Annotated in this window: 16 protein-coding genes and 6 pseudogenes; 14 read left to right on the top strand and 8 right to left on the bottom strand. The window is 62.4% G+C overall.

Features of this window, described 5'->3' with window-relative positions; genetic code table 11:
* Positions 1-233 precede the first annotated feature (233 nt).
* Positions 234-1,624 (bottom strand): annotated as a pseudogene (locus KWO_RS03555) (glycoside hydrolase family 28 protein).
* Between KWO_RS03555 and KWO_RS03550 the strand changes: the two are divergent.
* Positions 1,623-1,913 (top strand): hypothetical protein, encoded by a 291-nt coding sequence (locus tag KWO_RS03550; protein ID WP_017113750.1) that lies wholly within the window; start codon positions 1,623-1,625, stop codon positions 1,911-1,913. The pseudogene KWO_RS03555 and the gene KWO_RS03550 sit on opposite strands and share 2 nt — an antisense overlap.
* Here KWO_RS03550 and KWO_RS03545 read toward each other — a convergent pair.
* Positions 1,824-2,027 (bottom strand): annotated as a pseudogene (locus KWO_RS03545) (integrase core domain-containing protein); the annotation flags it as partial. The gene KWO_RS03550 and the pseudogene KWO_RS03545 sit on opposite strands and share 90 nt — an antisense overlap.
* Here KWO_RS03545 and KWO_RS23520 point away from each other — a divergent pair.
* From KWO_RS23520 to KWO_RS23275, 9 genes and pseudogenes are all read left to right on the top strand, one after another.
* On the top strand, positions 1,992-2,213 hold the full coding sequence (locus KWO_RS23520) for a hypothetical protein (RefSeq protein ID WP_087910753.1): 222 nt from the start codon (positions 1,992-1,994) through the stop codon (positions 2,211-2,213). The pseudogene KWO_RS03545 and the gene KWO_RS23520 sit on opposite strands and share 36 nt — an antisense overlap.
* Positions 2,183-2,317, top strand: a pseudogene (locus KWO_RS23515) (integrase core domain-containing protein); the annotation flags it as partial. The gene KWO_RS23520 and the pseudogene KWO_RS23515, both read left to right, overlap by 31 nt.
* Positions 2,310-2,734, top strand: a pseudogene (locus tag KWO_RS03530) (transposase); the annotation flags it as partial. The pseudogenes KWO_RS23515 and KWO_RS03530, both read left to right, overlap by 8 nt.
* Positions 2,735-3,383: 649 nt before the next feature.
* Positions 3,384-4,367, top strand: a complete 984-nt coding sequence (locus tag KWO_RS03520) for an IS5 family transposase (RefSeq protein WP_017113471.1) — start codon at positions 3,384-3,386, stop codon at positions 4,365-4,367.
* 203 nt (positions 4,368-4,570) lie between these two features.
* Positions 4,571-6,268: a glycoside hydrolase family 6 protein gene (locus KWO_RS03515; RefSeq protein WP_010375686.1), complete on the top strand. Its 1,698-nt coding sequence runs from the start codon at positions 4,571-4,573 to the stop codon at positions 6,266-6,268.
* Between the two features lie 64 nt (positions 6,269-6,332).
* The gene (locus KWO_RS23280; RefSeq protein ID WP_010368248.1) at positions 6,333-6,455 is read left to right on the top strand and encodes a hypothetical protein; all 123 of its coding nucleotides are present in this window, start codon (positions 6,333-6,335) and stop codon (positions 6,453-6,455) included.
* Positions 6,456-6,473: 18 nt separating this feature from the next.
* Positions 6,474-7,433, top strand: a pseudogene (locus KWO_RS03510) (IS1595 family transposase).
* Positions 7,434-7,706: 273 nt separating this feature from the next.
* Positions 7,707-8,039 (top strand): hypothetical protein, encoded by a 333-nt coding sequence (locus KWO_RS03505; protein WP_010375689.1) that lies wholly within the window; start codon positions 7,707-7,709, stop codon positions 8,037-8,039.
* A gap of 141 nt (positions 8,040-8,180) precedes the next feature.
* A complete protein-coding gene (locus KWO_RS23275) occupies positions 8,181-8,306 on the top strand; it encodes a hypothetical protein (RefSeq protein ID WP_010368251.1) in 126 nt (41 codons plus the stop codon).
* Here KWO_RS23275 and rodA read toward each other — a convergent pair.
* The 5 genes from rodA to KWO_RS03480 form a co-directional block, all read right to left on the bottom strand.
* Positions 8,300-9,418: a rod shape-determining protein RodA gene (rodA, locus tag KWO_RS03500; protein WP_010375691.1), complete on the bottom strand. Its 1,119-nt coding sequence runs from the start codon at positions 9,416-9,418 to the stop codon at positions 8,300-8,302. The genes KWO_RS23275 and rodA overlap by 7 nt on opposite strands.
* Entirely contained in the window at positions 9,415-11,475 is a 2,061-nt protein-coding gene (mrdA, locus tag KWO_RS03495; RefSeq protein WP_010375692.1) for a penicillin-binding protein 2, read from the bottom strand. The genes rodA and mrdA overlap by 4 nt, the downstream gene beginning before the upstream one ends.
* 3 nt (positions 11,476-11,478) lie before the next feature.
* Complete coding sequence (gene mreD / locus KWO_RS03490; protein ID WP_010368256.1) at positions 11,479-11,964, bottom strand: rod shape-determining protein MreD; 486 nt, start codon at positions 11,962-11,964, stop codon at positions 11,479-11,481.
* Positions 11,961-13,304, bottom strand: a complete 1,344-nt coding sequence (mreC, locus tag KWO_RS03485) for a rod shape-determining protein MreC (protein WP_017112559.1) — start codon at positions 13,302-13,304, stop codon at positions 11,961-11,963. The genes mreD and mreC overlap by 4 nt, the downstream gene beginning before the upstream one ends.
* A 172-nt stretch (positions 13,305-13,476) precedes the next feature.
* Positions 13,477-14,523, bottom strand: coding sequence for a rod shape-determining protein (locus KWO_RS03480; protein WP_010368259.1), 1,047 nt, complete (start codon positions 14,521-14,523; stop codon positions 13,477-13,479).
* A gap of 274 nt (positions 14,524-14,797) precedes the next feature.
* Here KWO_RS03480 and KWO_RS03475 point away from each other — a divergent pair, with 274 nt between their 5' ends.
* Together KWO_RS03475 and KWO_RS23360 are read left to right on the top strand one after the other, a co-directional pair.
* Positions 14,798-15,730: a carbohydrate kinase family protein gene (locus KWO_RS03475; RefSeq protein WP_010375699.1), complete on the top strand. Its 933-nt coding sequence runs from the start codon at positions 14,798-14,800 to the stop codon at positions 15,728-15,730.
* A gap of 262 nt (positions 15,731-15,992) precedes the next feature.
* Positions 15,993-17,955: pseudogene (locus KWO_RS23360) on the top strand (sigma-54-dependent Fis family transcriptional regulator).
* Between the two features lie 208 nt (positions 17,956-18,163).
* Here the strand turns inward: KWO_RS23360 and KWO_RS22425 are convergent.
* On the bottom strand, positions 18,164-18,520 hold the full coding sequence (locus tag KWO_RS22425) for a hypothetical protein (RefSeq protein WP_162471415.1): 357 nt from the start codon (positions 18,518-18,520) through the stop codon (positions 18,164-18,166).
* 975 nt (positions 18,521-19,495) lie between these two features.
* On the opposite strand from KWO_RS22425, the gene aepX reads away from it, so the two are divergent.
* Both aepX and aepY read left to right on the top strand, forming a co-directional pair.
* Positions 19,496-20,461 (top strand): phosphoenolpyruvate mutase, encoded by a 966-nt coding sequence (aepX, locus tag KWO_RS03460; RefSeq protein ID WP_010375707.1) that lies wholly within the window; start codon positions 19,496-19,498, stop codon positions 20,459-20,461.
* On the top strand, positions 20,458-21,675 hold the full coding sequence (aepY, locus tag KWO_RS03455) for a phosphonopyruvate decarboxylase (protein WP_010375709.1): 1,218 nt from the start codon (positions 20,458-20,460) through the stop codon (positions 21,673-21,675). The genes aepX and aepY overlap by 4 nt, the downstream gene beginning before the upstream one ends.
* Positions 21,676-21,681 lie beyond the last annotated feature (6 nt).

Below are 21,681 nucleotides of genomic sequence, written 5' to 3'. Positions count from 1 at the left end.
CGGCGGGAGCTAAACAGCGCGTGCCAAGGCCTGCGGCTGGCGGATGGCGCGACAACGCGGCCTCATGCACCCAGAAGCCAGCTATCGTCGCATGGCTCTGCAGATCGGGCCGGGCCAGGCCCGGCGTCGGCATCCGTCTCGCGCGGCACGGGCCGCGTTCTGGCAGCCGGCCTGTGCTGCTGCGCAATGCGCTTTCGTCAGCGAGGCGACCGGCAAAGGTCGCCTCGCCCCGCTCATAGAGCGGGAAACTGCGAAGCGCCCGGGCAGGCAGGCACCGCACCGTCGAGCTGGACTGCGGTGGTCACCACGCCGCTGCCGCTCGGCGTCAACGCGCTATTGCTCAGGCCGATCGCCGCATTGCTGGTGGTATTGACAAGGTTGTCGGACGCCACGTTCGCCAGCACCAGATCGAGTGGAGCGCTCGCATCGGCGCCCTGCAGGACCCATCCCTTGCCGCCGCGCCCGTCGACGCTACGCAAGCCATCGACCACGATCCTGCGGAAGGTCGGGACGCTCCCTCTGCGGGCGCTGCCGTAGAACGGATTGATCACCAGCGGGTTGCTCACTCCGTACAGGCAGGTGTTGCGGTAGGTCACCAGGTCGACCGCACCTCCCTTGGCCAGGCTGGTCTTGATGCGCAGGCCATTGTTGTCGGTGCTGCGATTGCCGTCATCATCGGTGGAGACGATGACGTTGTTGTCGACCAGCACGTTGCTGACACCTGACATCAATTCGCTACCGATCGAGATGCCATGGGTGCCATAGAAGCGCGAATTCAGCACGCTGATGTTGGCCGACCTGGAAGCAATGGTCTTGATTGCCACGCCATCATCGCCGCTCATCACGTCGCTGTCCTGGATGGTGGCATTAAGCACGCTGTCCAGGTCCAGAGCGTCGGTATTGGGACTGGTCGCCGGCGACTTCACGCGCACGCCCCAAATGGTCAGGCCGTCGACGATATGCGCGAAGAAATGGAAGTACGCCGCATTGATCAGGTTGATGTTGTAGAGCGTGAATGCCGTGGCGTTCTGCACCTTGATCAGGTCGGGGCTGTTCTGCACTTGGCCTGCGTCTTGGCGTTTTCGCCGAATTCCCACCAGGTGGCGCTCTTGCCGAGCATGGCCAGGTCGCCGCGCCCGTCGATGGTGCCCTGGCGCCCGCCGGTGCGCATACCCATCACGCCCGCATTCGCACCTTTGATGCCGATCAACGGCAGGCAACTGCCGCTCTTGGAACCGGCGGTGCCGCAGCCGCTGCCGTAATCGGCCGGGTTGCGCGAGCCGTACACGGTGACGCCCTGATCGACGACCAGGGTGACGCCAGCGGGAATCGTCAGCGGCCCGGTCAGGAAGGCGTTGCCGCTGCCGCTGGTGAGTAACACTGCGCCGTTCTTGCACGCAGTGAGCGCCGCCTGGATGGTTCTGGTATCGGGCGGCGCGCTTTCCAGCGCCGCCTCGAACAAGCGCCCGTCCGGCGTCTGGCTGGCCTTCAACGCGGGCTGACAGAGGGTGGGAACCGCAGGTTCCGCGACAGCGCGCGCATCGCCGGTGGCGAACGTCACGGCACTGGCCTGCGCAGCCAGCGTGAGGCAAGCACCGCCGATCGCGGCGGTTAGCAGTTTCATGAAAGAACTCACCGAAGAGGAATGGCGCATGCTGCTGGAGCGATGCAACGACAGCGCCGTTGCGATAGCGCCGAGGCGACTCTACGAAGCACTGCCCGCATGCGTGCAAAGCGAGCGAACCGGACGCCGCAAGAACGAAGCAGCGTTGCGCCACTATGTCGTCGTTGCAAGGCAGTCCGCAGAGCTGTGTGTGATTGACATCGTTGTATTCGCGTCGCCAGCGCTCGATCTCGGTACGCGCATGCAGCAGTGTCGGGAACCAGTGCTCGTTGAGGCATTCATCGCGTAACCGCCCATTGAACGATTCGACGTGGGTGTTCTGATTTGGCTTGCCCGGTTGGATCAGCCGTAACTGCACGCCACGCGCATGCGTCCAGGCCACCATCGCTTTGCCGCAAAACTCTTACTGATTAGCCCCATTCCTCAGCCATGGAAGTTGGACAACGTCACCAAGGAATGTCTGGCCATCGAAGTGGATCAGAACCTCAAAGCAGAAGACCTCGTGGCAGTGATGGAACGCTTACGCCACCAACGCACCCTGCAGCAGCGCATCCAGACGACAATGGCAGCGAGTTCATCTCGATGGTGATGGATCGATGGGCCTACGACAACGGCGTGACCATGGATTATTCCCGGCCCGGCAAACCGACCGACAACCCGTTCATCGAATCGTTCAATGGCAGCTTCCGGGCTGGTGCACCACGTCCATTGCACAGCGACCAATGTCGCCGATGTCATGGTGATGCACACGTTGCTGCATGGCAAAGAAGACAGCGTGTTCGGCGACAGCGGCGACACCGGTGCAGACAAACGCGAAGACTGCAGGACTGCGAAGCAGCATTCTTCATCGCCGCCAGGCCCTCGACGATCCAAGCCATCGGCAGCAAGCGCGAGCGTGCCCGGGAACAACGTTGGGAACACTTCAAGGCCAGCGTGCGCGCGAAGGTGGAGCATCCCTTCCGGGTGATCAAGCGCCAGTTCGGTTACACCACGGCCCGCTATCGCGGCTTGGCCAAAAACACGGCGAACGTGCTGACCTTGTGTGCGCTCTCCAATCTGTGGATGAAGCCAAAGCAGTTGCCGCCGGCTATGGGGAGCGTGCGTCTGTAAACCGGGGAATTCCCGCGGAAAGCGCCAGAAATGTTGAAATTCCGAAGATCCAAATGCCACTCTTCGGAACGATGCGACATCCCGCCATCCCAGGCCTCGTTGTTCAGACCTCCCTAATGTTGAGTGCGATGGTCCACAGTTCCGAAATTTGCGTTACGGTAGAGCTCGATTTTCGAGGCTGTTCACGGATTTGCATCTGTCGATGATGGTCTGCTACGCCCACTGCATCGGTGGACAATCATCCACGCCTTTCCACTGGACACTGCCGCAAAGCTTGCCGAATTGTTGATTGACGTGCTGGCTATTGATGGGTGCGGCTTGCTGTTGGAGGGCTATGGTTATTGGCCGCAACTGCGCGGCGCGCGATTGCCAATTGCGCGTTGCCTGCAGCATTGGGTGCGCGCAGGAGTGCGGAATTGGCGCAGTGCGCACACCGATGTACGAACCCGGCAATCCGCTTGACTGCGGCATGTCGATCCCTCTCCTGCGCTGATTGCATCGGCGCGGGCTAGCCGATGCACGAGTGCGTTTGAGGTTAAGTCGATTGCGCCCGTGCATTACCCACCTGACATAGGCATCGCTTTAAGGAAACTCTGAACAACTCCCCTTGATCCTGCGACAATCACACAGACGCAACGGGACAACGACGATGCAACTGACCTTCGGCGATGCGGAGTACAACGGCAAGCGCAAGCGGACGCGGCGTGAGGTGTTCTTGGCCGAGATGGACCAGGTCGTGCCGTGGAAGGATCTGCTGGCACTGATCGAACCGCACTACCCGAAGTCGGGGCAGCCGGGGCGACAGCCGTATCGGCTGGAGACGATGCTGCGCATCCACTTTTTGCAGCAGTGGTACGCACTGAGCGATCCATCGGCGGAAGAAGCACTGTACGACACGGTGTCGATGCGCCGTTTTGCGAAGATCGGCGGGCTGGATGAGGTGCCGGATGAAACGACGATTCTCAACTTCCGGCATTTGCTGGAGCGGCATGATTTGGCGCGCAAGCTGTTCAACCGGGTCAACGCGCACCTGTCGCGTAAAGGGCAGAGTCTGCGGGGCGGGACGATCGTGGATGCCACGATCATTGCGGCGCCAAGTTCGACCAAGAACAAGGATGGCGAGCGCGATCCGGACATGCACCAGACCAAGAAGGGCAACCAGTACTTCTTCGGGATGAAGGCGCACATCGGGGTGGACGATGAGTCGGGCCTGGTGCACCACGTGGAATGCACGGCGGCCAACGCAGCGGACATCACGCAGGCGCACAAGCTGCTGCACGGCAAGGAAGACACTGTGAGCGGCGACAGCGGCTACACCGGGCTGGACAAGCGCGATGAGATGAAGGGCAAGCGCACGCTGCGCTACCTGATCGCGGAGAAGCCCTCGAAGCTGAAGCAGATCAAGAATAAGCGCGAACTGAAGTTGGCCAAGCGCTGGGAGCACACCAAAGCCAGCCTGCGTGCGAAGGTGGAACACCCGTTTCGGGTGATCAAGCGTCAGTTTGGTTACGTCAAGGTGCGCTATCGCGGTTTGGCGAAGAACACCGCACAGGTGCTGACGCTGTTTGCACTATCGAATCTGTGGCTGACGCGCAAAGCGTTAATGCCTGCTGCGGGGAAGCTGTGCCTGTAATCCAGGCAACACCCCGCAAACGTGCCGAAACCGGCAAAAAATCGGCGATTTGAGCGCCCTCAGCGCGGCGGATGCGGTTGCTTCGTTTTCCGGTCGCGTTGATCAGACCATCCTTAAAAGGAACCACCAGCACAGCTAATCACGCGACATCTCTGCATCTCGTTATTCGGTAGCCTCACTTCCCCCTTTCCAGGCAGAATTTAATGTCACTTCCGAAAAGCCCCCGGCCCTGCGGCGCATACAAGATCACTGTTTCGCTCCTGACAAGCGCGCTGCTCATTCCCATCGCCGCATACGCACAAACGCATGTCGACAACCCGTTTATCGGTGCGACCGGTTATGCCAATCCTGATTATGCGAAGGAAGTCGACTCTTCGATCGCCAAAGTCAAGGATGCCGACTTGAAAGCCAAGATGCGAGTCGTCAAGTCCTATCCGACCTCGGTCTGGCTCGACTCGATCGATGCGATCTATGGCGGATCGCGAAATGCGGGCCGTCTCAGTCTGCAAGGGCACCTAAATGCGGCCTTGGCGCAGAAAAAGGCAAATACGCCGATTACGGTTGGCTTTGTCATCTATGACATGCCGGGACGCGACTGCCATGCGCTGGCCTCCAATGGCGAGCTGCCTCTGACCCCAGCCGGCTTGCAGCGCTACAAGAAGGAATACATCGACGTGATCGCAGCGACGCTGGCCAATCCGAAATACAAGGATCTTCGGATCGTCAACATTATCGAGCCGGACAGCCTGCCGAATCTTGTCACCAATCAGAGTACTCCCGCCTGCGGCCAGGCGGGTTCCACCGGCATCTATGAGGAAGGCATCAAGTACGCACTAGACAAGCTCCATGCCATCCCCAATGTCTACAACTACATGGATATCGGCCATTCCGGCTGGCTGGGATGGGACAGCAACCGTGGCCCGGCAATTTCGCTGTACACCCGGGTCGTCCAGGGCACGATTGCCGGTTTCGCCAGCGCGGACGGCTTCATAACCAATACCGCCAACTACACGCCGCTGGTTGAGCCCAACCTCCCCAATCCGGACCTGACGGTCGGCGGCCAACCCATTAGCTCGGCCAAATTCTATCAGTACAACAGGTTCTTCGACGAATCGACGTACGCCGAAGCGCTGTACAACGGCTTCGTCGCCGCGGGCTGGCCCAGCAAGATCGGCTTCTTGATCGATACCGGTCGCAATGGCTGGGGCGGCAAGGGGCGTCCCACCTCCGCCAGCGGCAATGACGTCAATACATACGTGGACTCGGGACGCGTGGACAAGCGTCTCCATCGAGGCAATTGGTGCAATCAGGCCGGCGCAGGCATCGGCATGCCGCCAACCACCGCCCCCGGTGGGCATATCCACGCCTATGTGGTGGGCAAAGGACCGGGCGAATCCGACGGATCCAGCAAGTACATCCCTAACCCACAGAACAAGGGCTTCGACAAATACTGCGACCCTACGTATACGACACCGGATGGCACGCTGACAGGTGCCTTGCCGAATGCGCCGATCGCTGGCAGTTGGTTCCACAACCAGTTCGTTCAGTTGGTCACCAATGCCTATCCTGTCATCGGCACCCAGACCAAAACTGCGCTGACGCCGGCCTCGACAGGCACGGCGACCGCCGGTCGACCGGCGGCGACAAAGGGGCTGACCGCCACTGGAGCAGATGGCAGGGTCAGGCTCAGCTGGTCGTCCGTTCCCGGTGCCACCACCTACAGCGTGCAACGAGCCAATGAAGGCGGTGCTCCGATCACCGTCGCATCGGGCCTGACCTCGCCTTCATATGTTGACCAGGCGCTCACCAACGGCACTACGTATTACTACAAGGTAACGGCTGACGATGCATCGGGGACAGGTGCGGCCTCGATCACTGTGAGCGCGACGCCGCATCGGTGATACAGCCACCGCTTCTCTGCTTCGCGGTGTAGGCGATTCGGCTCTCCCTTCTTGCGGGCGCCGGATGATCGATGCAACCACGATGGCGGCCCTCGCGGCCGCCATCTTAAACCTTATCCCGATTCGCCTGGCTCTCAGCCAGCAATCGCAAGATATGCGCCGGGCTGGGGAGATGCTGTTCACCTGAAGCCGACGAGGTGGCCCGATGAACATCGATGCCGTGCAGTTCCAGGCCGGATTGTCGATGTCGGAGTTTTTTGCGTCCTACGGCACCGAAGCCAAGTGCTGCCGCGCTCTGCATCGTTGGCGGTGGCCGCAGGGAGTTCGCTGCCCTTGCTGCGCTGGACGGCGCGCTCGCGCTTCAAGCGTGCTGGCGCCAGCTACTATCAATGCAGCACGTGCCGGCATCAGACCAGCCTGATCGCGGACACGATGTTCCAAGGCACCCAAGCTGCCACTGCGCACCTGGTGCTGGCCTTGCACCTTTTGACCTCGACCAAGACCACATGCCCGCGCTGGAGCTGATGCGTCATCTGGACATCAACGACAAGAGTGCTTGGCGGATGAAGCACAAGATCATGCAGGTCATGGCCGAGCGAGAAGCTACGCGTCGACTGTCCGGGCTCGTACAGATCGACGATGCCTCCGTTGGCGGTGAGCCCGATGGCGGCAAGGCTGGGCGCGGATCGGAGAACAGGCGCCGCTGCTGATTGCAGTGCAGACCGATACCACTTTCACCGCGCCGAGCTTTGTGGTGATCGAGCCGGTGCGCAGCTTCGACAATGCCTCGCTCACGGACTGGACTGTGCGCCGCCTGGCACCCCAATGCGAGGTGTATACCGACGGGTTGGCCTGCTTCCACCGCCTAGAAGAGGCCGGCCACGCGCACACCCGCTGGACACCGGTGGTGGGCGCGCTGCGACAGAAGCTGCTGGTGCCCGCTGGGTCAACGTTGTGCTGGGCAACCTAAAACGCGCCATCAGCGGCTTCTATCACGTCATCGCACAAGGCAAATATGCAAGACGTTATCTCGCCGAAGCGGCCTACCCATTTCAATCGCAGATTCCGCCTGCCCGAGATGCTGCCACGACGCGTTACAGCGATGATGCGTTGCAAGCCCTGTCCAGAGCCGGTTCTGCGCATGGCGAGCAATTATCATGGCTGAGATTCAGAGATAATCAGAAATTACATTAGATAAAAATCACATTTATATACAACCCCATCCGACCAATACACTTTCATGATTTTCTCCGCAATCCCGTCTTAGCCCTTAACTTCACTCTGGACAGAAGCGCTACGCTCAGGCAAGAATTAAAAGCACCATTCTTAATACCTCCCCCCGCAGCCTGCGACAGGCCGCGCTCCTCCAACCGAAATTAAATTTAAATGACCATATATTCGAACGCGCGTAATTTCAGGAAAGCTGCTTTTTTGTGCCGTGCTCGCATTGACAGCCGGAGTCGCCACGACGGCCAGCGCCCAGCGGCCCATTCCCATTTTTGCGACAAATAAAAACGCTGGCGTGAAAGCAATTCTCGTACAGAACGTCAACGCTCCCAGCGGATGGAGCTGCACTCAGGTACCTTCGGATGGCAAGTCCACAACCCTTGCCTCGGTTCTTGCCGGCTCCACATTTCAAGTGGGTGGATTCAGCACGACCGACTGCAGACTCGGCACTGCGCTGAAAACCCTGAATCAGCCGATTTTTACAGTTGGCAACGGGTATCAAGTCTTTATCGACGTTAACGGCACCATCCAGGTTACCCAATAAGGCTGCAACACTCAGCCACTGACACGCGCGGCAGCCCTTCCTGCCACGGGCTGCCGCGTTGCCAGCAAAAAGGACGATGCACAAGACGGGCCTGCCACGCGAACCCGGCGCTGGCGGAAGTGCCTGCTGGACAATGCGGGAATGGACGACGCCGTGGCGCGTCTGATTGCCTGGCTCGGCGCGATGGCATGGACATCTTCGAGCGCCTTATTTCAGTCGCCGCGCGCATCGGTGCTTGAACTGCATACGTTCGGGACGGCTCAGTAACCGTGCACCGGGCGATGCGACTTTACTGCCATGACCAATCCAAGGCCGGCCAGCAGCGACACCGCCGAGGTGCCGCCGTAACTCATCAGCGGCATCGGCACGCCCACCACCGGTAGCAAGCCGGAAATCATGCCGCCGTTGACCAGTACGTAGACGAAGAACGCCAGGCCGGTGGCGCCGGCAACCAGGCGCGAATAAGTGTCGCGCGCCTGCGAGGCGATCCACAGGCAGCGGCCGATGACGATCAGGTACAGGGTCAGCACGGTGGCGACGCCGATCCAGCCGAATTCTTCGCTGAGCACCGAAAACGCAAAGTCGGTGGTCTGTTCGGGAATGAAGTTCAGGTGCGATTGCGAGCCCAGACCCCAGCCCTTGCCGTTCAACCCGCCCGAGCCAATCGCGATCTTGGACTGGATGATGTTCCAGCCCGCGCCAAGCGCATCGTTCTCGGGGTTGAGGAACATCATGATGCGGTCCTTCTGGTACGGCCGCAGCAACCAGAACCATGCCACCGGCGCAGCCGCAGACACACCACCCACGCCGACGGCCACCCACCACCACGGCAGGCCGGCCAGCAGCAGCACGAACACGCCGCTGGCAGCAATCAACACGCCGGTGCCGAAGTCCGGCTGCAACATGATCAGTGCGGTGGGCACGCCGATAATCACGCCGGTCACCAGCACGGTGGAAATGCGCGGCGGCAGCGGCATGCGGTGCAGATACCAGGCCGCCATCATTGGCAAGCTGATCTTGAGAAGTTCGGCCGGCTGCAGGTAGAACACTTTCAGATCCAGCCACTGCCGGCCGTATTTACCGGTGCCCAGCGCGAACACCGCCAGCAGCGGCAGCATCGACAAGCCATACACCCATGGTGTCCAGGCGCGCAGACGCAGCACCGACATACGCGAAATGCCCCACATCGCCGCCATGCCGATGATGAAACGGATGCCTTGCGCCAGCATCAGGTGCTCGCCGTTGGCAGTGCCGCCCGCGCTCTTGAGCACCGACAGGCCGATGACCATCAGCCCGCCAAGCGCCAGACACAGCAGCCAGTCCAGGGTGCGCGTAAAGCGCGCAGCAATGTCCACCAGCCAACGCAGAATGTCGCTCAATGGTCGGTCTCCTGCACCGCGTCCGGCACATCCGGCACCACCGGCTGCGCGGGTGTGTTGGGGTCCAGCGCAACAGCGGTCTGGCCGATCACCACCGGCAACTCGTCCAAGGTGGCAGCGGCCGCGTCGCCGGCAGCGCGCGCGTCGCTGACGCCGGCTTCAAACTGATTGACACCCACCGCGGTCATGCCGAGCTCGCTGTCCAATGGCTCCAGGCCGGCGGGCATCTTGCCCAGCAGCCAGGCATCGAAAATTTTGCGTGCGATGGGCGCCGCCGAGCTGGTGCCGAAGCCGCCGCCTTCCACCGCCACCGCCACTGCGATGACCGGGTTATCGGCCGGCGCGAAGCCGACGAACAAGCCGCGGTGGCGCAGGTGCAACGGCAGGCTGCGTGGGTCCACCGCCGCCACGCCCTTGCGGCTGACCACCTGCGCGGTACCGGTCTTACCGGCCATCTGGTACGGCGCACCAGGGGTGATGGCATAGCCGGTGCCGCCGGGCCGCATGGTGTCCATCATGCCTTCGCGCACCACCTGCAAATGCGCCGGATTCGGGCTGATCGGCTTGCCCGGCGGCTGGATCATCGGCTCCCACGGGTGATCGAAGCCGGTGCGTTCTTCCAGTACCAGATGCGGGCGCAGCAGCAGGCCACTGGCGATGGCCGAGACGCCGCGCACCAGCTGCAGCGGTGTCACCTTCCAGTCGCCCTGACCAATCGCAATGTTGACCGTGTCGCCGGGATACCAGCGCTCCTTGCGGGTTTTGTACTTGTAGGCCGGTGATGGCAGGATGCCGCCGATTTCGCCCAGCAGATCCACCCCGGTGGGCTGGCCGAAGCCGTATTCGCCCAGGTAGTGGTCGAAGCGCTCGATACCCATGTCCACCGCCAGGCGGTAGTAATAGGTATTGACCGACTGGGCGATGGATTTGCGCAGATCGGTCCAGCCATGCCCGCCACGGTGCGAATCGCCCCAACCGCGGCTCACGCCAGGCAGGTAGAACATGCCGGTGGACAGCACCCGGTCTTCGGGCCGGCGCAGGCCGCTGTCCAGGCCGGCCAGCGCGATCAACGGCTTGAGCGTGGAGCCCGGCGCGACACCGCCCAATACCAGGCGATTGAACTGCGGCCGCGACGGATTGTCGTTGAGCATCTTGAAATCGGTATGCGAGATGCCGTTGACGAACAGATTGGGGTCGTAGCTGGGCAGGCTGACCATGCCCAGGATCTCGCCGGTGCGCGGGTCCATCGCGATCGCCGCGCCTTCGTGCTCGCCGAACGCGGCCACCATGGCGCGCTGTAGATCCGCGTCTACCGACAGGCGCAGGTCCGCACCCGATTGCGGCGCGACCCGGCCAACGGTGCGGATCGCCCGCCCCTGCACATTGGTTTCGACCTGCTCGTAACCGACCTGCCCGCGCAGATCCTGCTCGTAGTAGCGCTCCAGCCCGGATTTGCCCATGTGGGTGAGCGCGGCATTGCCCTCACCCAAAACCGCCAGGTCTTTTTCGTCGATCCGGCCGACATAACCAATGATGTGCGCGAACAATGGGCCATACGGATAGCGCCGGGTCAGATACGGCTCCAGCTCCACGCCGGGGAAACGCCAGCGCTCCACCGCAAACTGCGCCATCTCTTCATCGCTCATGCGCAGCTTGAGCGTCACCGGCAGGAAGCTGCGGCGCGCGCGACGCTCGCGGTTGAAGCGCTCCAGATCCTCCGGCGCAATCGGGATCACCTTGCCCAACGCGTCCAGCATCGCGTTCATGTCGGTGACCTTGTCGGGGGTCACGTCCAGACGGAAGGCCGGCACGTTTTCGGCCAGCAGCCGGCCGGAGCGGTCGTAGATCATGCCGCGCCCGGGCACCACCGGCTTGGGCTTGATGCGGTTGGCCTCCGAGCGCGTGGCATAGACCTCGTGATCGAGCACCTGCAGCCTGAAATACCAACCGCCCAGGCCGACCAGGCAGATCACCACCATCAAAAAGCCCAGCACCGCGCGGCGGCGGAACTGTTCGGCCTCCGCATGCGGATTCTTGGGATGACGGCGCCCGTGCATGGCTTACTTCTTGCTCCGCTTGCCCAGCCGCACCGCATCCAGCACCACAAACAACGGCGGCCACAACGCCATGCCCAGCAGCGGCGCCCACCAGTAGCTCCACGGCAAGGTTGGCTCGCCCACGGCCAGATGCACCGCCGAGGACACGATGCGGTCGTTGAGCAGCAGCCCGCCGATCGCCAGCGCCTGCTGCGACACCGGGAAAAAGCGCATGCGCGCGCGGAAGCGCTGCAGGATGAAGGTCATGATCACCAGCCGCAGCGCCTGCTCGCCGAGCAGCCCGCCATACAGCAGGTCGGCCAGCACGCCAGCCACGAAGGCCAGGCCCAGCCCGACCCGATCCGGCTCCTCGATCACCCAATACGCCAGCACCAGCGCCAGCCAGTACGGCCGCAGCGGCTGCACCACCATCGGCAACGGCAGCAGACCCAGTACCAGCGCAATGAAGATGCTCACCGGCAGGATCCAGGTGTTGCGCATGCGGGTCATTGGTCCGTCTCCTGCGAAGACGGGCGGGATTTGGGATTCGGGATTTGGGATTGGTTAGGAGCGGTATTCTGCGTTGGCGAGGCGTTGCTGTTTCTCGATTCCCCATTCACCGCCGCCCGCGTGCCCGGCGGTGACGCCGGGCGGGCATCGGGATGCTGGATGCTGGATTCGTTCGATGCAGGCGGACGAGCGGGCAGACTGGTCGGGCGGCTGGACGCTGGTGCGCTCGCCGGCTGTGCGCCAGGCGTCGCCGGTGTCGGCGCGGACTGGGCGCGCGGCACCGCGCCGGTACTGGTGGCGGTGGCGGTGGCGGTTGTGGCACCCGATGCCGCGCCCGCCGTCGGGCGTGCCGGATCGAACGCCGCATTGGAAGCGCCGCCCGCAGGCGTGCGCGGGGTTGCAGTCACCGGCATGTTCGCTGGCGCAGTGGTGGCTGGCGCGACATTGAAACTGCCGTTGCCAATTCCCGACTCCCCATTTCCCATTACCGGCACCACCCGTAATGGCTTGCCGGCGCGCAGCAGCAGTACGTCGCGGCCGCGGTCGAGCTTGGCGGCGGGGGTCAGTTCGCCGACCAAAAAGGCGTGGGTGTCGTCGGGATGCAGCTCGGAGACCTTGCCGACCGGGAAGCCGGCCGGGAAGCGGCCGCCCAGGCCGGAGGTAACGATTTCGTCGCCCACCTGCACGCCGGCACTCAGCGGGATGTCGCGTAGTTCCAGGCGGTCGCCGCGGCCGTAGACGATCAGCCGCACGCCGTTGCGCGCGACGCTGACCGGCACGGCGTGGTCGGGGTCGGTGAGCAGCAGCACGGTGGAATGCAGCGGGGTGACTTCGATCACCTGCCCCATCAGCCCGCCAGCATCGATCACTGCCTGACCCAGCAGCACGCCGTCGCGGCTGCCGGCATCCAGCAGCAAACGTTGCCTGGTGGGGTCCAGATCGATATTCAGGATCGGCGCCAGCTGCACATCCAGGCCGCGGCGCTCGGCCACGTTGAGCAGTTCGCGCAGCTGCGCATTGTCCAGCGCAGCGGTCTGCAACCGGGTCAGGCGCGCGTTGGCGACCAGCAATTGATTGCGCAGATCCCGGGTCTCTTCCACCAACTGCGCATGCGTTGCAGCGTTGTCGCGCACCTGCGAGCCGATCCGCCCCGGCAGCCCGGCCACGGCCCAGATCGGCTGGATCAGCAGATTGGCCTGCATGCGCACCTGGCTCAGCCAACTGCCGCGGCTATCGAGCGCGATCAGCACAACCGCCAGCACCAGATAAACCAGCAAGCGCAGCGTGGAGGTGACCTCGCCCGGACGGGAGGCGACGGGAGGACCGGCGTAGGAGGGCACTTTCAGGGCCGGGAATGGGGAATCGGGAATGGGGAATCGGGGAGCAGTCGGCTGTCCCCGAAAAAGTTGAGGCGAAAACTCACTGGGGCGGGATCGCGTCGCAGCCGCTCAGGGCCGCAGGCGGGGAATGCTTTCATGATTCCCCATTCCCGATTCCCCATTCCCAGCTCCATTACTCCGGCGCGAAGAACTCATTGCCGTGCATGTCCACCAGTTCCAGCGCACGGCCGCCGCCGCGGGCCACGCAGGTGAGCGGGTCGTCGGCCACCTGCACGTGCAGGCCGGTTTCTTCGGAGATCAGGCGGTCCAGGTCGCGCAGCAGCGCGCCGCCACCGGTGAGCACGATGCCGCGCTCGGCGACGTCGGCACACAATTCCGGCGGGGTCTGCTCCAGCGCGAGCTTCACCGCCGAGACAATGCCCGACAACGGTTCGTGCAACGCTTCCAGCACTTCGTTGGAGTTGATCTTGATCATCTTCGGCACGCCCTCGGCAAGGTTACGGCCGGAGATCTCCATCTCCTGCACCTCGTCCTGCGGGTAGGCGCAACCGATCTGCAGCTTGATGCGCTCGGCCGTAGCTTCGCCGATCAGCATGCCGTGATTACGGCGCACGTAATTGGTGATCGACTCGTCGAAACGGTCGCCGCCCACACGCACCGATTGCGAGTAGACGATGCCGTTGAGCGAGATCACCGCCACTTCTGTGGTGCCACCGCCGATGTCGATGACCATCGAGCCGCGCGCCTCGGTCACCGGCATGCCGGCGCCGATCGCAGCAGCCATCGGCTCTTCGATCAGATACACATCGCGCGCACCGGCCTCTTCCGCAGATTCCTTGATGGCGCGGCGCTCGACCTGCGTGGAGCCTGCCGGAACGCACACCAGCACGCGCGGGCTGGGGCGCAGGACGCGCGACTTGTGCACCTTCTTGATGAAGTGCTTCAGCATCGCCTCGGTATAGGTGAAGTCGGCGATGACGCCGTCTTTCATCGGGCGAATCGTGGTGATGTGGCCGGGGGTACGGCCGAGCATCTGCTTGGCCTCCGCGCCGACTGCGGCCACCGAGCGTGTGCCGCCGATTGCGCGGTCCTGACGCACCGCAACCACCGACGGCTCGTTCAGCACGATGCCCTGTCCGCGCACGTAGATCAGCGTATTGGCCGTGCCCAAATCGATGGACAGGTCGTTGGAGAACATGCCGCGGAGTTTCTTGAACATCGAGGGAGTCGTTCCTGGGTAAGTCGCGTGCCCATCGCCAGACTGGCGAAAATTTGGGCAGAAAACGAAGTCGGCTAGCCTAGCAATCCCCCCCGGTGCGGGCAAGGAAAAAACGGTGAATGCGCATCTGTTTTCATGTGCCGGTCACGCCGGGCATGGCATGCGGTTCTGGCCGTGATCGGTCGCAGCCGTTACCCTTTGCGCCGCGGCGCTCGCGTCGTCCCGCTGCCATGCCCGGCAATTGGCGGGTTTCCTAACGCAAAGGCCTGACTCGATGTCCGCACTGATCTGTGGTTCCCTCGCCTACGACACCATCATGGTGTTTCCGGACCAGTTCAAGAACCACATCCTGCCGGACAAGGTGCACATTCTGAATGTGTCGTTCCTGGTGCCGCGCATGCGCCGCGAGTTCGGCGGTTGCGCCGGCAACATCGCCTACAACCTGCATCTGCTGGGTGGCGCGCCGATACCGATGGGCACCGTGGGCCAGGACTTCGGCCCCTATCGCGAACACTTCGAAACGCTGGGCATTGATCTGTCGCGGGTAAAGATCATCGATGATCTGTTCACCCCGCAGGCCTTCATCACCACCGACCACGACAACAACCAGATCACCGCCTTCCATCCAGGCGCGATGATGCGCAGCTACGAGAATCACGTGAAGGATGTGCCGGGCGTGACCCTGGGCCTAGTCGGCCCGGACGGGCGCGAAGGCATGATCCAGAATGCGGAAGAGTTCGCTGCCGCCGGCATCCCTTTCATCTTCGACCCCGGCCAGGCAATGCCGCTGTTCAACGGCCCGGAGCTGCGCCAGTTCATCGAGCAGGCCCAGTACGTGGTGGTCAACGACTACGAGTCGAACCTGTTGCAGGAGCGCACCGGCTGGGACGAGAAGGACATCGTTTCGCGTGGGCAGGCCTACATCACCACGCAGGGCCCGAAGGGCGCGCTGGTGCACACGCCGGAAAAGACCTACGACATTCCGCCGGCGCACGAGCGCCGCGTGGTCGACCCGACCGGCTGCGGCGACGCGTTCCGCGCCGGCCTGATCTACGGCATCCAGGGCGGCTACGACTGGCTCACCATCGGCCGCATGGGCAACCTGATGGGCGCACTGAAGGTGGAGCACCCCGGCACCCAGAACCAGCGCTTCGACTTCGCCGAGTTCAACGACCAGTTCAAGCAGCAGTTCGGCTACGCGCTGTAAGCCTGGGGTTAGAGAGTCGGGATTGGGGAGTCGCAAAGCAGCAATCCGGCGTTTTGAGGCCACGCAGAACCGCGCGATCGCGCGGTTTTTTCGTTTGGCCGAGGCGCAAAAGGAGCCACCCCAGCCAAGCCGCTCTTGCCAATCCCCAATCCCCAACCCCGAATCTCCAATCCCGGCGTTTGCTTCACCACGGTTTGAGCCCCCGCCCCGGTTCATGCGTCACTGCCGCTCTGGTCCCGGGTGGGGACCGAGGATGCGCCACGTGTCGGAAGTGACTGTCGCCAACCTCCTGCAGGCCACGGCTGGGCCCTCCTCCGCTGCCGAGGCGGAATCCGCGCTGCTGATGCGGATGCGCCGCTTCCGCCAGATCGAACCGCTGCCGGCGGCGTCGGCACGCTCGTGGCAGCGCTGCCTGGACGAGTATGGGCTGAACCCGGATGCTCCCCCTTCGCCAATGGTCCACGATGGCAGCGGGCTGCGCGAGCGCCAGCAGCGGCTCGAAGAAGTGCTGCGCATCGCCAAGGTGGAGATGGAGAACCTCTACGAGCAGAGCGCCGGCGGCGGCTACGCGGTGGTGTTCGCCGACGCCGAGGCGACCTTGCTGCACAGCGTGCAGGACCCGGCACTGCTGCCCGAATTCCGCCAGACCGGGTTGTTCTGCGGCGCCAGCGGGTCCGAGCGCTACCAGGGCAGCAACGGTATCGGCACCTGCGCGGTGGAGCGCAGCGCGCTCGGCGTGCAGCGCGGTGAGCATTACCTGGCCCGGCACCTGCCACTGTCGTGCAGCGGTGCGCGATCCTCGACCCCCACGGGCAATTGCTGGCGTGCTGGATGCGTCAACGTCGGACGCGCGCGACACCAAGCTGGTGCAGCGCCACACCAGCGCGCTGGTGCGCATGTCGGCGGCGCAGATCGCGCGTTCGTATTTCCTGTAGCAGTACCGGCATGGGTGGATCCTGCGCTTCCACAGCCCCCGGAGTTCGCCGGCCTGCACGAGGCGCTGATGGCGATTGGCCCCGACGAGTGCGTGCTGGCCGTCAAACGAAGCGGCGCTGGAACAGCTCGGCAAGGGCGATCGCAGCCTGCTGCTCGGTCGCGACATCTCGCAGGTCATGCAGCTGGACTTCGACACCGTGGAGCAGCGTGCACGCAACGATGCCAGCACGCTGTGGTCGATCCGCTGTGCCTGCCACGGACGCCGCTTCTTCGCCCTGGCGCAGCCGCCGCGCCGCAGCGTTGTTACTAGCGGCGCGCCTGCCACCCACGCCGACAATGGCGAGGCCAACCCACGCGAACACGTCGGCTCCGATCCGCGCATGCGCCATAACCTCGACAACGCGCTGAAGCTGGTCGCGCATCGCGTGTCGATCCTGCTGTGTGGCGTCACCGGCACCGGCAAGGAGGAGTTCGCCCATGGTGCACCGCGGTTCACCATGGGCGGCACGGCCGTTCGTGGCGGTGAATTGTGCGGCGATCCCCGAAGCGCTGATCGACAGCGAACTGTTCGGCTACGCGCGCGGCACGTTCACCGATGCCGCGCGCGAAGGCCGCCACGGCAAGCTGCTGCAGGCCGGCGGCGGCAGCTTGTTCCTGGACCAAATCGGCGACATGCCGCCGCCGCAGACGCGGCTGCTGCGCGTACTCGAAGAGCAGAGCGTGACTCCGCTGGGCAGCGACCGGGCGATGCCGCTGGAACTGCACGTAATCAGCGCCAGCCACCGCGACCTCATGCACGTGCTGGCTGCCGGCGAGTTCCGCGAGGATCTGTACTACCGGCTCAACGGCGTGGTGCTGCACCTGCCGCCGCTGCGCGAGCGCAGCGACAAGGCCGAACTGATGCGCACCCTGCTGCGAGGAAAACAGCGAGCACAGCGTGCGCATCAGCGCAGACGCACTGCATAAGCTGCTCAGCTACGCCTGGCCGGGCAACAACTGCGCAACGTGCTGCGCACGGCCGTGGTGCATGCAGTGGCGGCGTCATTCGCCTACCGAATCTGCCGCAGGAAATCGTCGACGCCGGCAGCGCACCCTGCCTGGTCGATGGGCGTGCGGTTGCAGCCGACGATATGCCAGGCCGCGTCGCGTTCGATCAGGCCGAGCGGCTAGTACTGCAGCAATAACTCGAACACCACCGCTGGAATGTCAGCCGCACCGCCGACGCCCTCGGCATCAGCCATAACACCCTGTATCGCAAGTTGCGCAAGCACGGGTTGAAGACGGGGTAGGCCCAGCGCTGCTGCCTGTGGTTGATCGCCGCATCGGACAGGTAAAGGACAATAATTGATCGAGTTAGCACGTGCTGCGACTGCACGTATCGCGCGGCATAAGCCTTTGACTATTGATTCCACCAGCTCGAACGGATTGTCCAGGCACGCATGCGTAAAGTGGCCCCGTACCGGCAGCAGGCGTAAGCGACGACCATCGAACAAAGCGTCACTCACAAAGTCCATCCCTACAAGGTGTTGGGCGTTGTCGCCACTTTGATCGGCTGTCTTCGACGGCTGCTGCGACTGCGACGCGGCCGACAATGCTTAAAGACAAGCCTTCCTCCTTATAAATGCGATGCATGCGCTTGCGTTTGTCGCGCCAGCGCTCCCGTCGCAGCATCACCAGCACCCGCTCGCAGCCGTAATGGATCCGCGTTTGGGTGATCTCTCGCATCCGCAGACGAATGGCGCTGCAGTCGCGTGCCTCGGTCTTGTACGAAAACGCTGACCGCGACATTGCCGCGATCCGCCATGCACGCCGCTCGTACGCAATCTGCTCCTCGGTGAAACGGGACTGCGCCATCGCCTGATTCCTCGTGATCCACGGAGCCCGTGCGGCGCGCAGTCTCTCCTTTACATTGACCCGGCTTCCCGGGGGAGGACAATGACACTTCAGTAACACTGACCGGCAAAACATGACATCGATTGACAAATAACAACGAGCGTCGAATTCAGCTGAGTCATGGACCCAAAAAAAATAAGACCACCGTAGCAATAGAGATATTCTTTCCTGATGCAGCTTTTTTTTGTTGACAGTTACATGACGGCAGGATTATCAATGCCTCACCGACCACATCCATGACCAATAATCTGAATGTGCTCGGAGCGATTGAAAGCGGCATGGACCGCCTTGCGAAAACTGCAATTAGAAAGTGCAATCAGTCCTGCTGATGTCAGCCCCCCCCCACCCGCATGCACTCGACTTTAGGTCCGCTTGGATCACCCCCATGAAAATATTTCTAGAACCCGGTCCCGCTGCATCTACCGCGATGTACGCTCGACACCGGCACACATCCTAGTGTGTCTTGCAATTCGGCAGCCGCAGGCTTGAGCGTGGTAGGGCACTGCAGGAAACCCCTCACGCCGCTGCTTCGCTGACAAGCCTGTGTTGCCCCGAGGCCTCTGGGCCTCTCCTCATGCATCTCAATGCATAGCGCTCACGAGCCTGCGAATGAATCACGCCACATGGATGCGTTCGCATCGTGCATGCCGAAAGGTGCGCGCTCAAAATGTAATGCATGAATCGCGGAAATACTTCCAGGCCAATGCATTTTTAATACTAAGTTATTTACCAAAAATTCAGCATTACGAGAAAATCGCAATCGAACTCATAAAAGGGATGTGCATGACCTATTGCACCGCCATCATTCAGCGCCACCTTAAATATCCAAATAATTTTAGCGGTACTCCTTACAGCACGACTGCATTCAGGGGCGCGGCCACGTATGCACAGACCGCGTATAACAAAGATAACCAATAAATATACGGAGTGAACCCCTTGAACGCCTTTACTCAAAAAATCGATGAGCGTCATCGCGATGCATACCTGGCTTCGAAGCTGCGCGGCCTGCTTACCGGGCCGAACACCTCGTTCCTGATGGAAGCCCATAACGGTCTGTCTGCGCGCATCGTCGCCGAGGCCGGCTTCGAGGGAATATGGGCCTCTGGTCTGTCAATCTCGGCCTCCCTGGGTGTGCGCGACGCCAACGAAGCCTCCTGGACTCAGACCTTGGAAGTGGTCGAGTTCATGACCGACAGCACCGATCTGCCTATCTTGCTCGATGGAGATACCGGCTACGGCAACTTCAACAGCGTCCGCAGGCTCGTGCAAAAGCTCTGCCAACGCAACGTTGCCGGAGTCTGCCTAGAAGACAAGATGTTCCCCAAAACAAACTCCTTCATCGGCGATGATCAGGAACTGGCGGACCCTTCCGAGTTCGCCGGCAAGATCAAGGCCGCCAAGGATAGCCAGAGCAACGACGCATTCTGTGTCGTTGCGCGGGTCGAGGCACTGATTGCCGGCCGAGGACTCACTGAAGCATTGAGCAGAGCCGAGCAATACCACGCCGCTGGCGCCGACGCGATTCTGATCCACTCCAAGAAGAGCGACGGGGTGGAGATCCTCAAATTCGCCGAGCATTGGCAAGACCGTTGCCCCCTGGTCATCGTGCCGACCACGTATTACGCGGTGCCGACCCAAGCCTTCGTCGACGCAAAGATCGCCAGCATCATCTGGGCCAACCACAACCTGCGTGCATCAGTGGCCAGCATGCGCAAGATCTGCGCGACCATCCACCGGGAGCGTTCGCTCAGCGGCATCGAGAAGGAACTTCCACGGGTAAAAGAGATCTTCGACCTGGTCGATCAGGACGAACTGACACAGGCCGAAAGCATCTATCTCCCGAAGAAGCAGAAGGAAGCTGCCTCGGCCAGAAACAGCTACGACGCAGGGGCTGCACGATGATCAACGGCAAAGAATTCGTCGCGACCGCATCGCGGCTGGGGTTCGATTTCTATACTAGCGTGCCTTGCTCCTATCTGACCCCGCTGCTCAATGGAGTCTTGGGCGACCCGAATGTGCATCACGTCACTGCAGCCAGCGAGGGCGAAGCAATCGGCATCGCGGCCGGGGCCTATCTTGCCGGGCGCCTACCGGTGGTGATGTTGCAGAACTCGGGCTTGGGCAACGCTGTCAATCCATTGACCTCGCTCAACCATGTCTTTCAGATCCCCTGTTTGTTGATCTGCAGTTGGCGCGGCTCCCCCGGTGTTCCTGACGAGCCTCAGCATGCTGTGATGGGCGAGATCACTCAAAGCATGCTCGATGTGCTGCGTATTCCGCACGCACGTTTTCCGTCCGAGCCGGATCAGATCGAGTCAACGCTCCGGACTGCCCACGCCTGCATCCAGCAAACGCGTTTGCCATACGCGCTGATCGTGGAACCCAACGTGCTCGAAGACGAGAAGTTGCTGGCGCAGGCAGTGATCCGATTCCCGGCAGCGACCCAGTCCCAATTCGGACGACCCGAATCACCGCTGCCAAGCAGGGAAGACGCGTTGCGCATCGTGGCCTCCATGACACCGCATCACAGCGCCATCATCGCGACCACGGGCAAGACCGGGCGGGAACTCTTTTGTATACGCGACGATGCGCGCAATCTCTACTTGGTGGGGTCGATGGGGTGCGCCAGCGCGCTTGGCCTGGGAGCAGCACTCAATACCGATCATCCAGTGGTCGTGCTCGATGGCGATGGCGCTGCGCTCATGAAGCTTGGCAACCTTTCCACCATCGGCCGCTATCAGCCGACCAGCTTCATTCATGTTCTGCTGGACAATGGCGTGCATGACAGTACCGGAGGCCAGCCGACCAATTCGGGAAACATCGATTTCCCGAGCATCGCTGCAGCCTGCGGCTATCGGGCCACGTACGCTTGCCACGGCGACATAGCGCTGAAACGGGCGTTGGATATCGCATTACACAGCGCCGGCCCGCACTTCATCCACCTGCGTACACGCCCCGGCTCTATGCATCCGCTAGCGCGCCCCACGGTTTCGCCTTCCGAAGTCGGCAGGCGATTTGCGGCACATCTGCGGCAGCCCAGGGTGCCCACCTCCGACGCAGCTGCCTTTCCAGCTGCTGCACGCGCCAACGCAAACCAGAGATCGGCGGCGTTATGAACTATC

This window comes from Xanthomonas vasicola pv. musacearum NCPPB 4379, from assembly GCF_000277895.2.
In the GTDB taxonomy this organism is placed as follows: domain Bacteria; phylum Pseudomonadota; class Gammaproteobacteria; order Xanthomonadales; family Xanthomonadaceae; genus Xanthomonas; species Xanthomonas vasicola.
This window is presented reverse-complemented; position numbering and strand designations above follow the sequence as displayed.

Excerpts from the sequence above, each read along its gene's own strand:
- KWO_RS03550 (WP_017113750.1), top strand. The coding sequence starts at position 1,623 with ATGAAAGAACTCACCGAAGAGGAATGGCGCATGCTGCTGGAGCGATGC.
- KWO_RS23520 (WP_087910753.1), top strand. The coding sequence starts at position 1,992 with ATGCGTCCAGGCCACCATCGCTTTGCCGCAAAACTCTTACTGATTAGC.
- KWO_RS03520 (WP_017113471.1), top strand. The coding sequence starts at position 3,384 with ATGCAACTGACCTTCGGCGATGCGGAGTACAACGGCAAGCGCAAGCGG.
- KWO_RS03515 (WP_010375686.1), top strand. The coding sequence starts at position 4,571 with ATGTCACTTCCGAAAAGCCCCCGGCCCTGCGGCGCATACAAGATCACT.
- KWO_RS23280 (WP_010368248.1), top strand. The coding sequence starts at position 6,333 with ATGATCGATGCAACCACGATGGCGGCCCTCGCGGCCGCCATCTTAAAC.
- KWO_RS23275 (WP_010368251.1), top strand. The coding sequence starts at position 8,181 with ATGGACGACGCCGTGGCGCGTCTGATTGCCTGGCTCGGCGCGATGGCA.
- mrdA (WP_010375692.1), bottom strand. The coding sequence starts at position 11,475 with ATGCACGGGCGCCGTCATCCCAAGAATCCGCATGCGGAGGCCGAACAG.
- mreD (WP_010368256.1), bottom strand. The coding sequence starts at position 11,964 with ATGACCCGCATGCGCAACACCTGGATCCTGCCGGTGAGCATCTTCATT.
- KWO_RS03480 (WP_010368259.1), bottom strand. The coding sequence starts at position 14,523 with ATGTTCAAGAAACTCCGCGGCATGTTCTCCAACGACCTGTCCATCGAT.
- KWO_RS03475 (WP_010375699.1), top strand. The coding sequence starts at position 14,798 with ATGTCCGCACTGATCTGTGGTTCCCTCGCCTACGACACCATCATGGTG.
- KWO_RS22425 (WP_162471415.1), bottom strand. The coding sequence starts at position 18,520 with ATGGCGCAGTCCCGTTTCACCGAGGAGCAGATTGCGTACGAGCGGCGT.
- aepY (WP_010375709.1), top strand. The coding sequence starts at position 20,458 with ATGATCAACGGCAAAGAATTCGTCGCGACCGCATCGCGGCTGGGGTTC.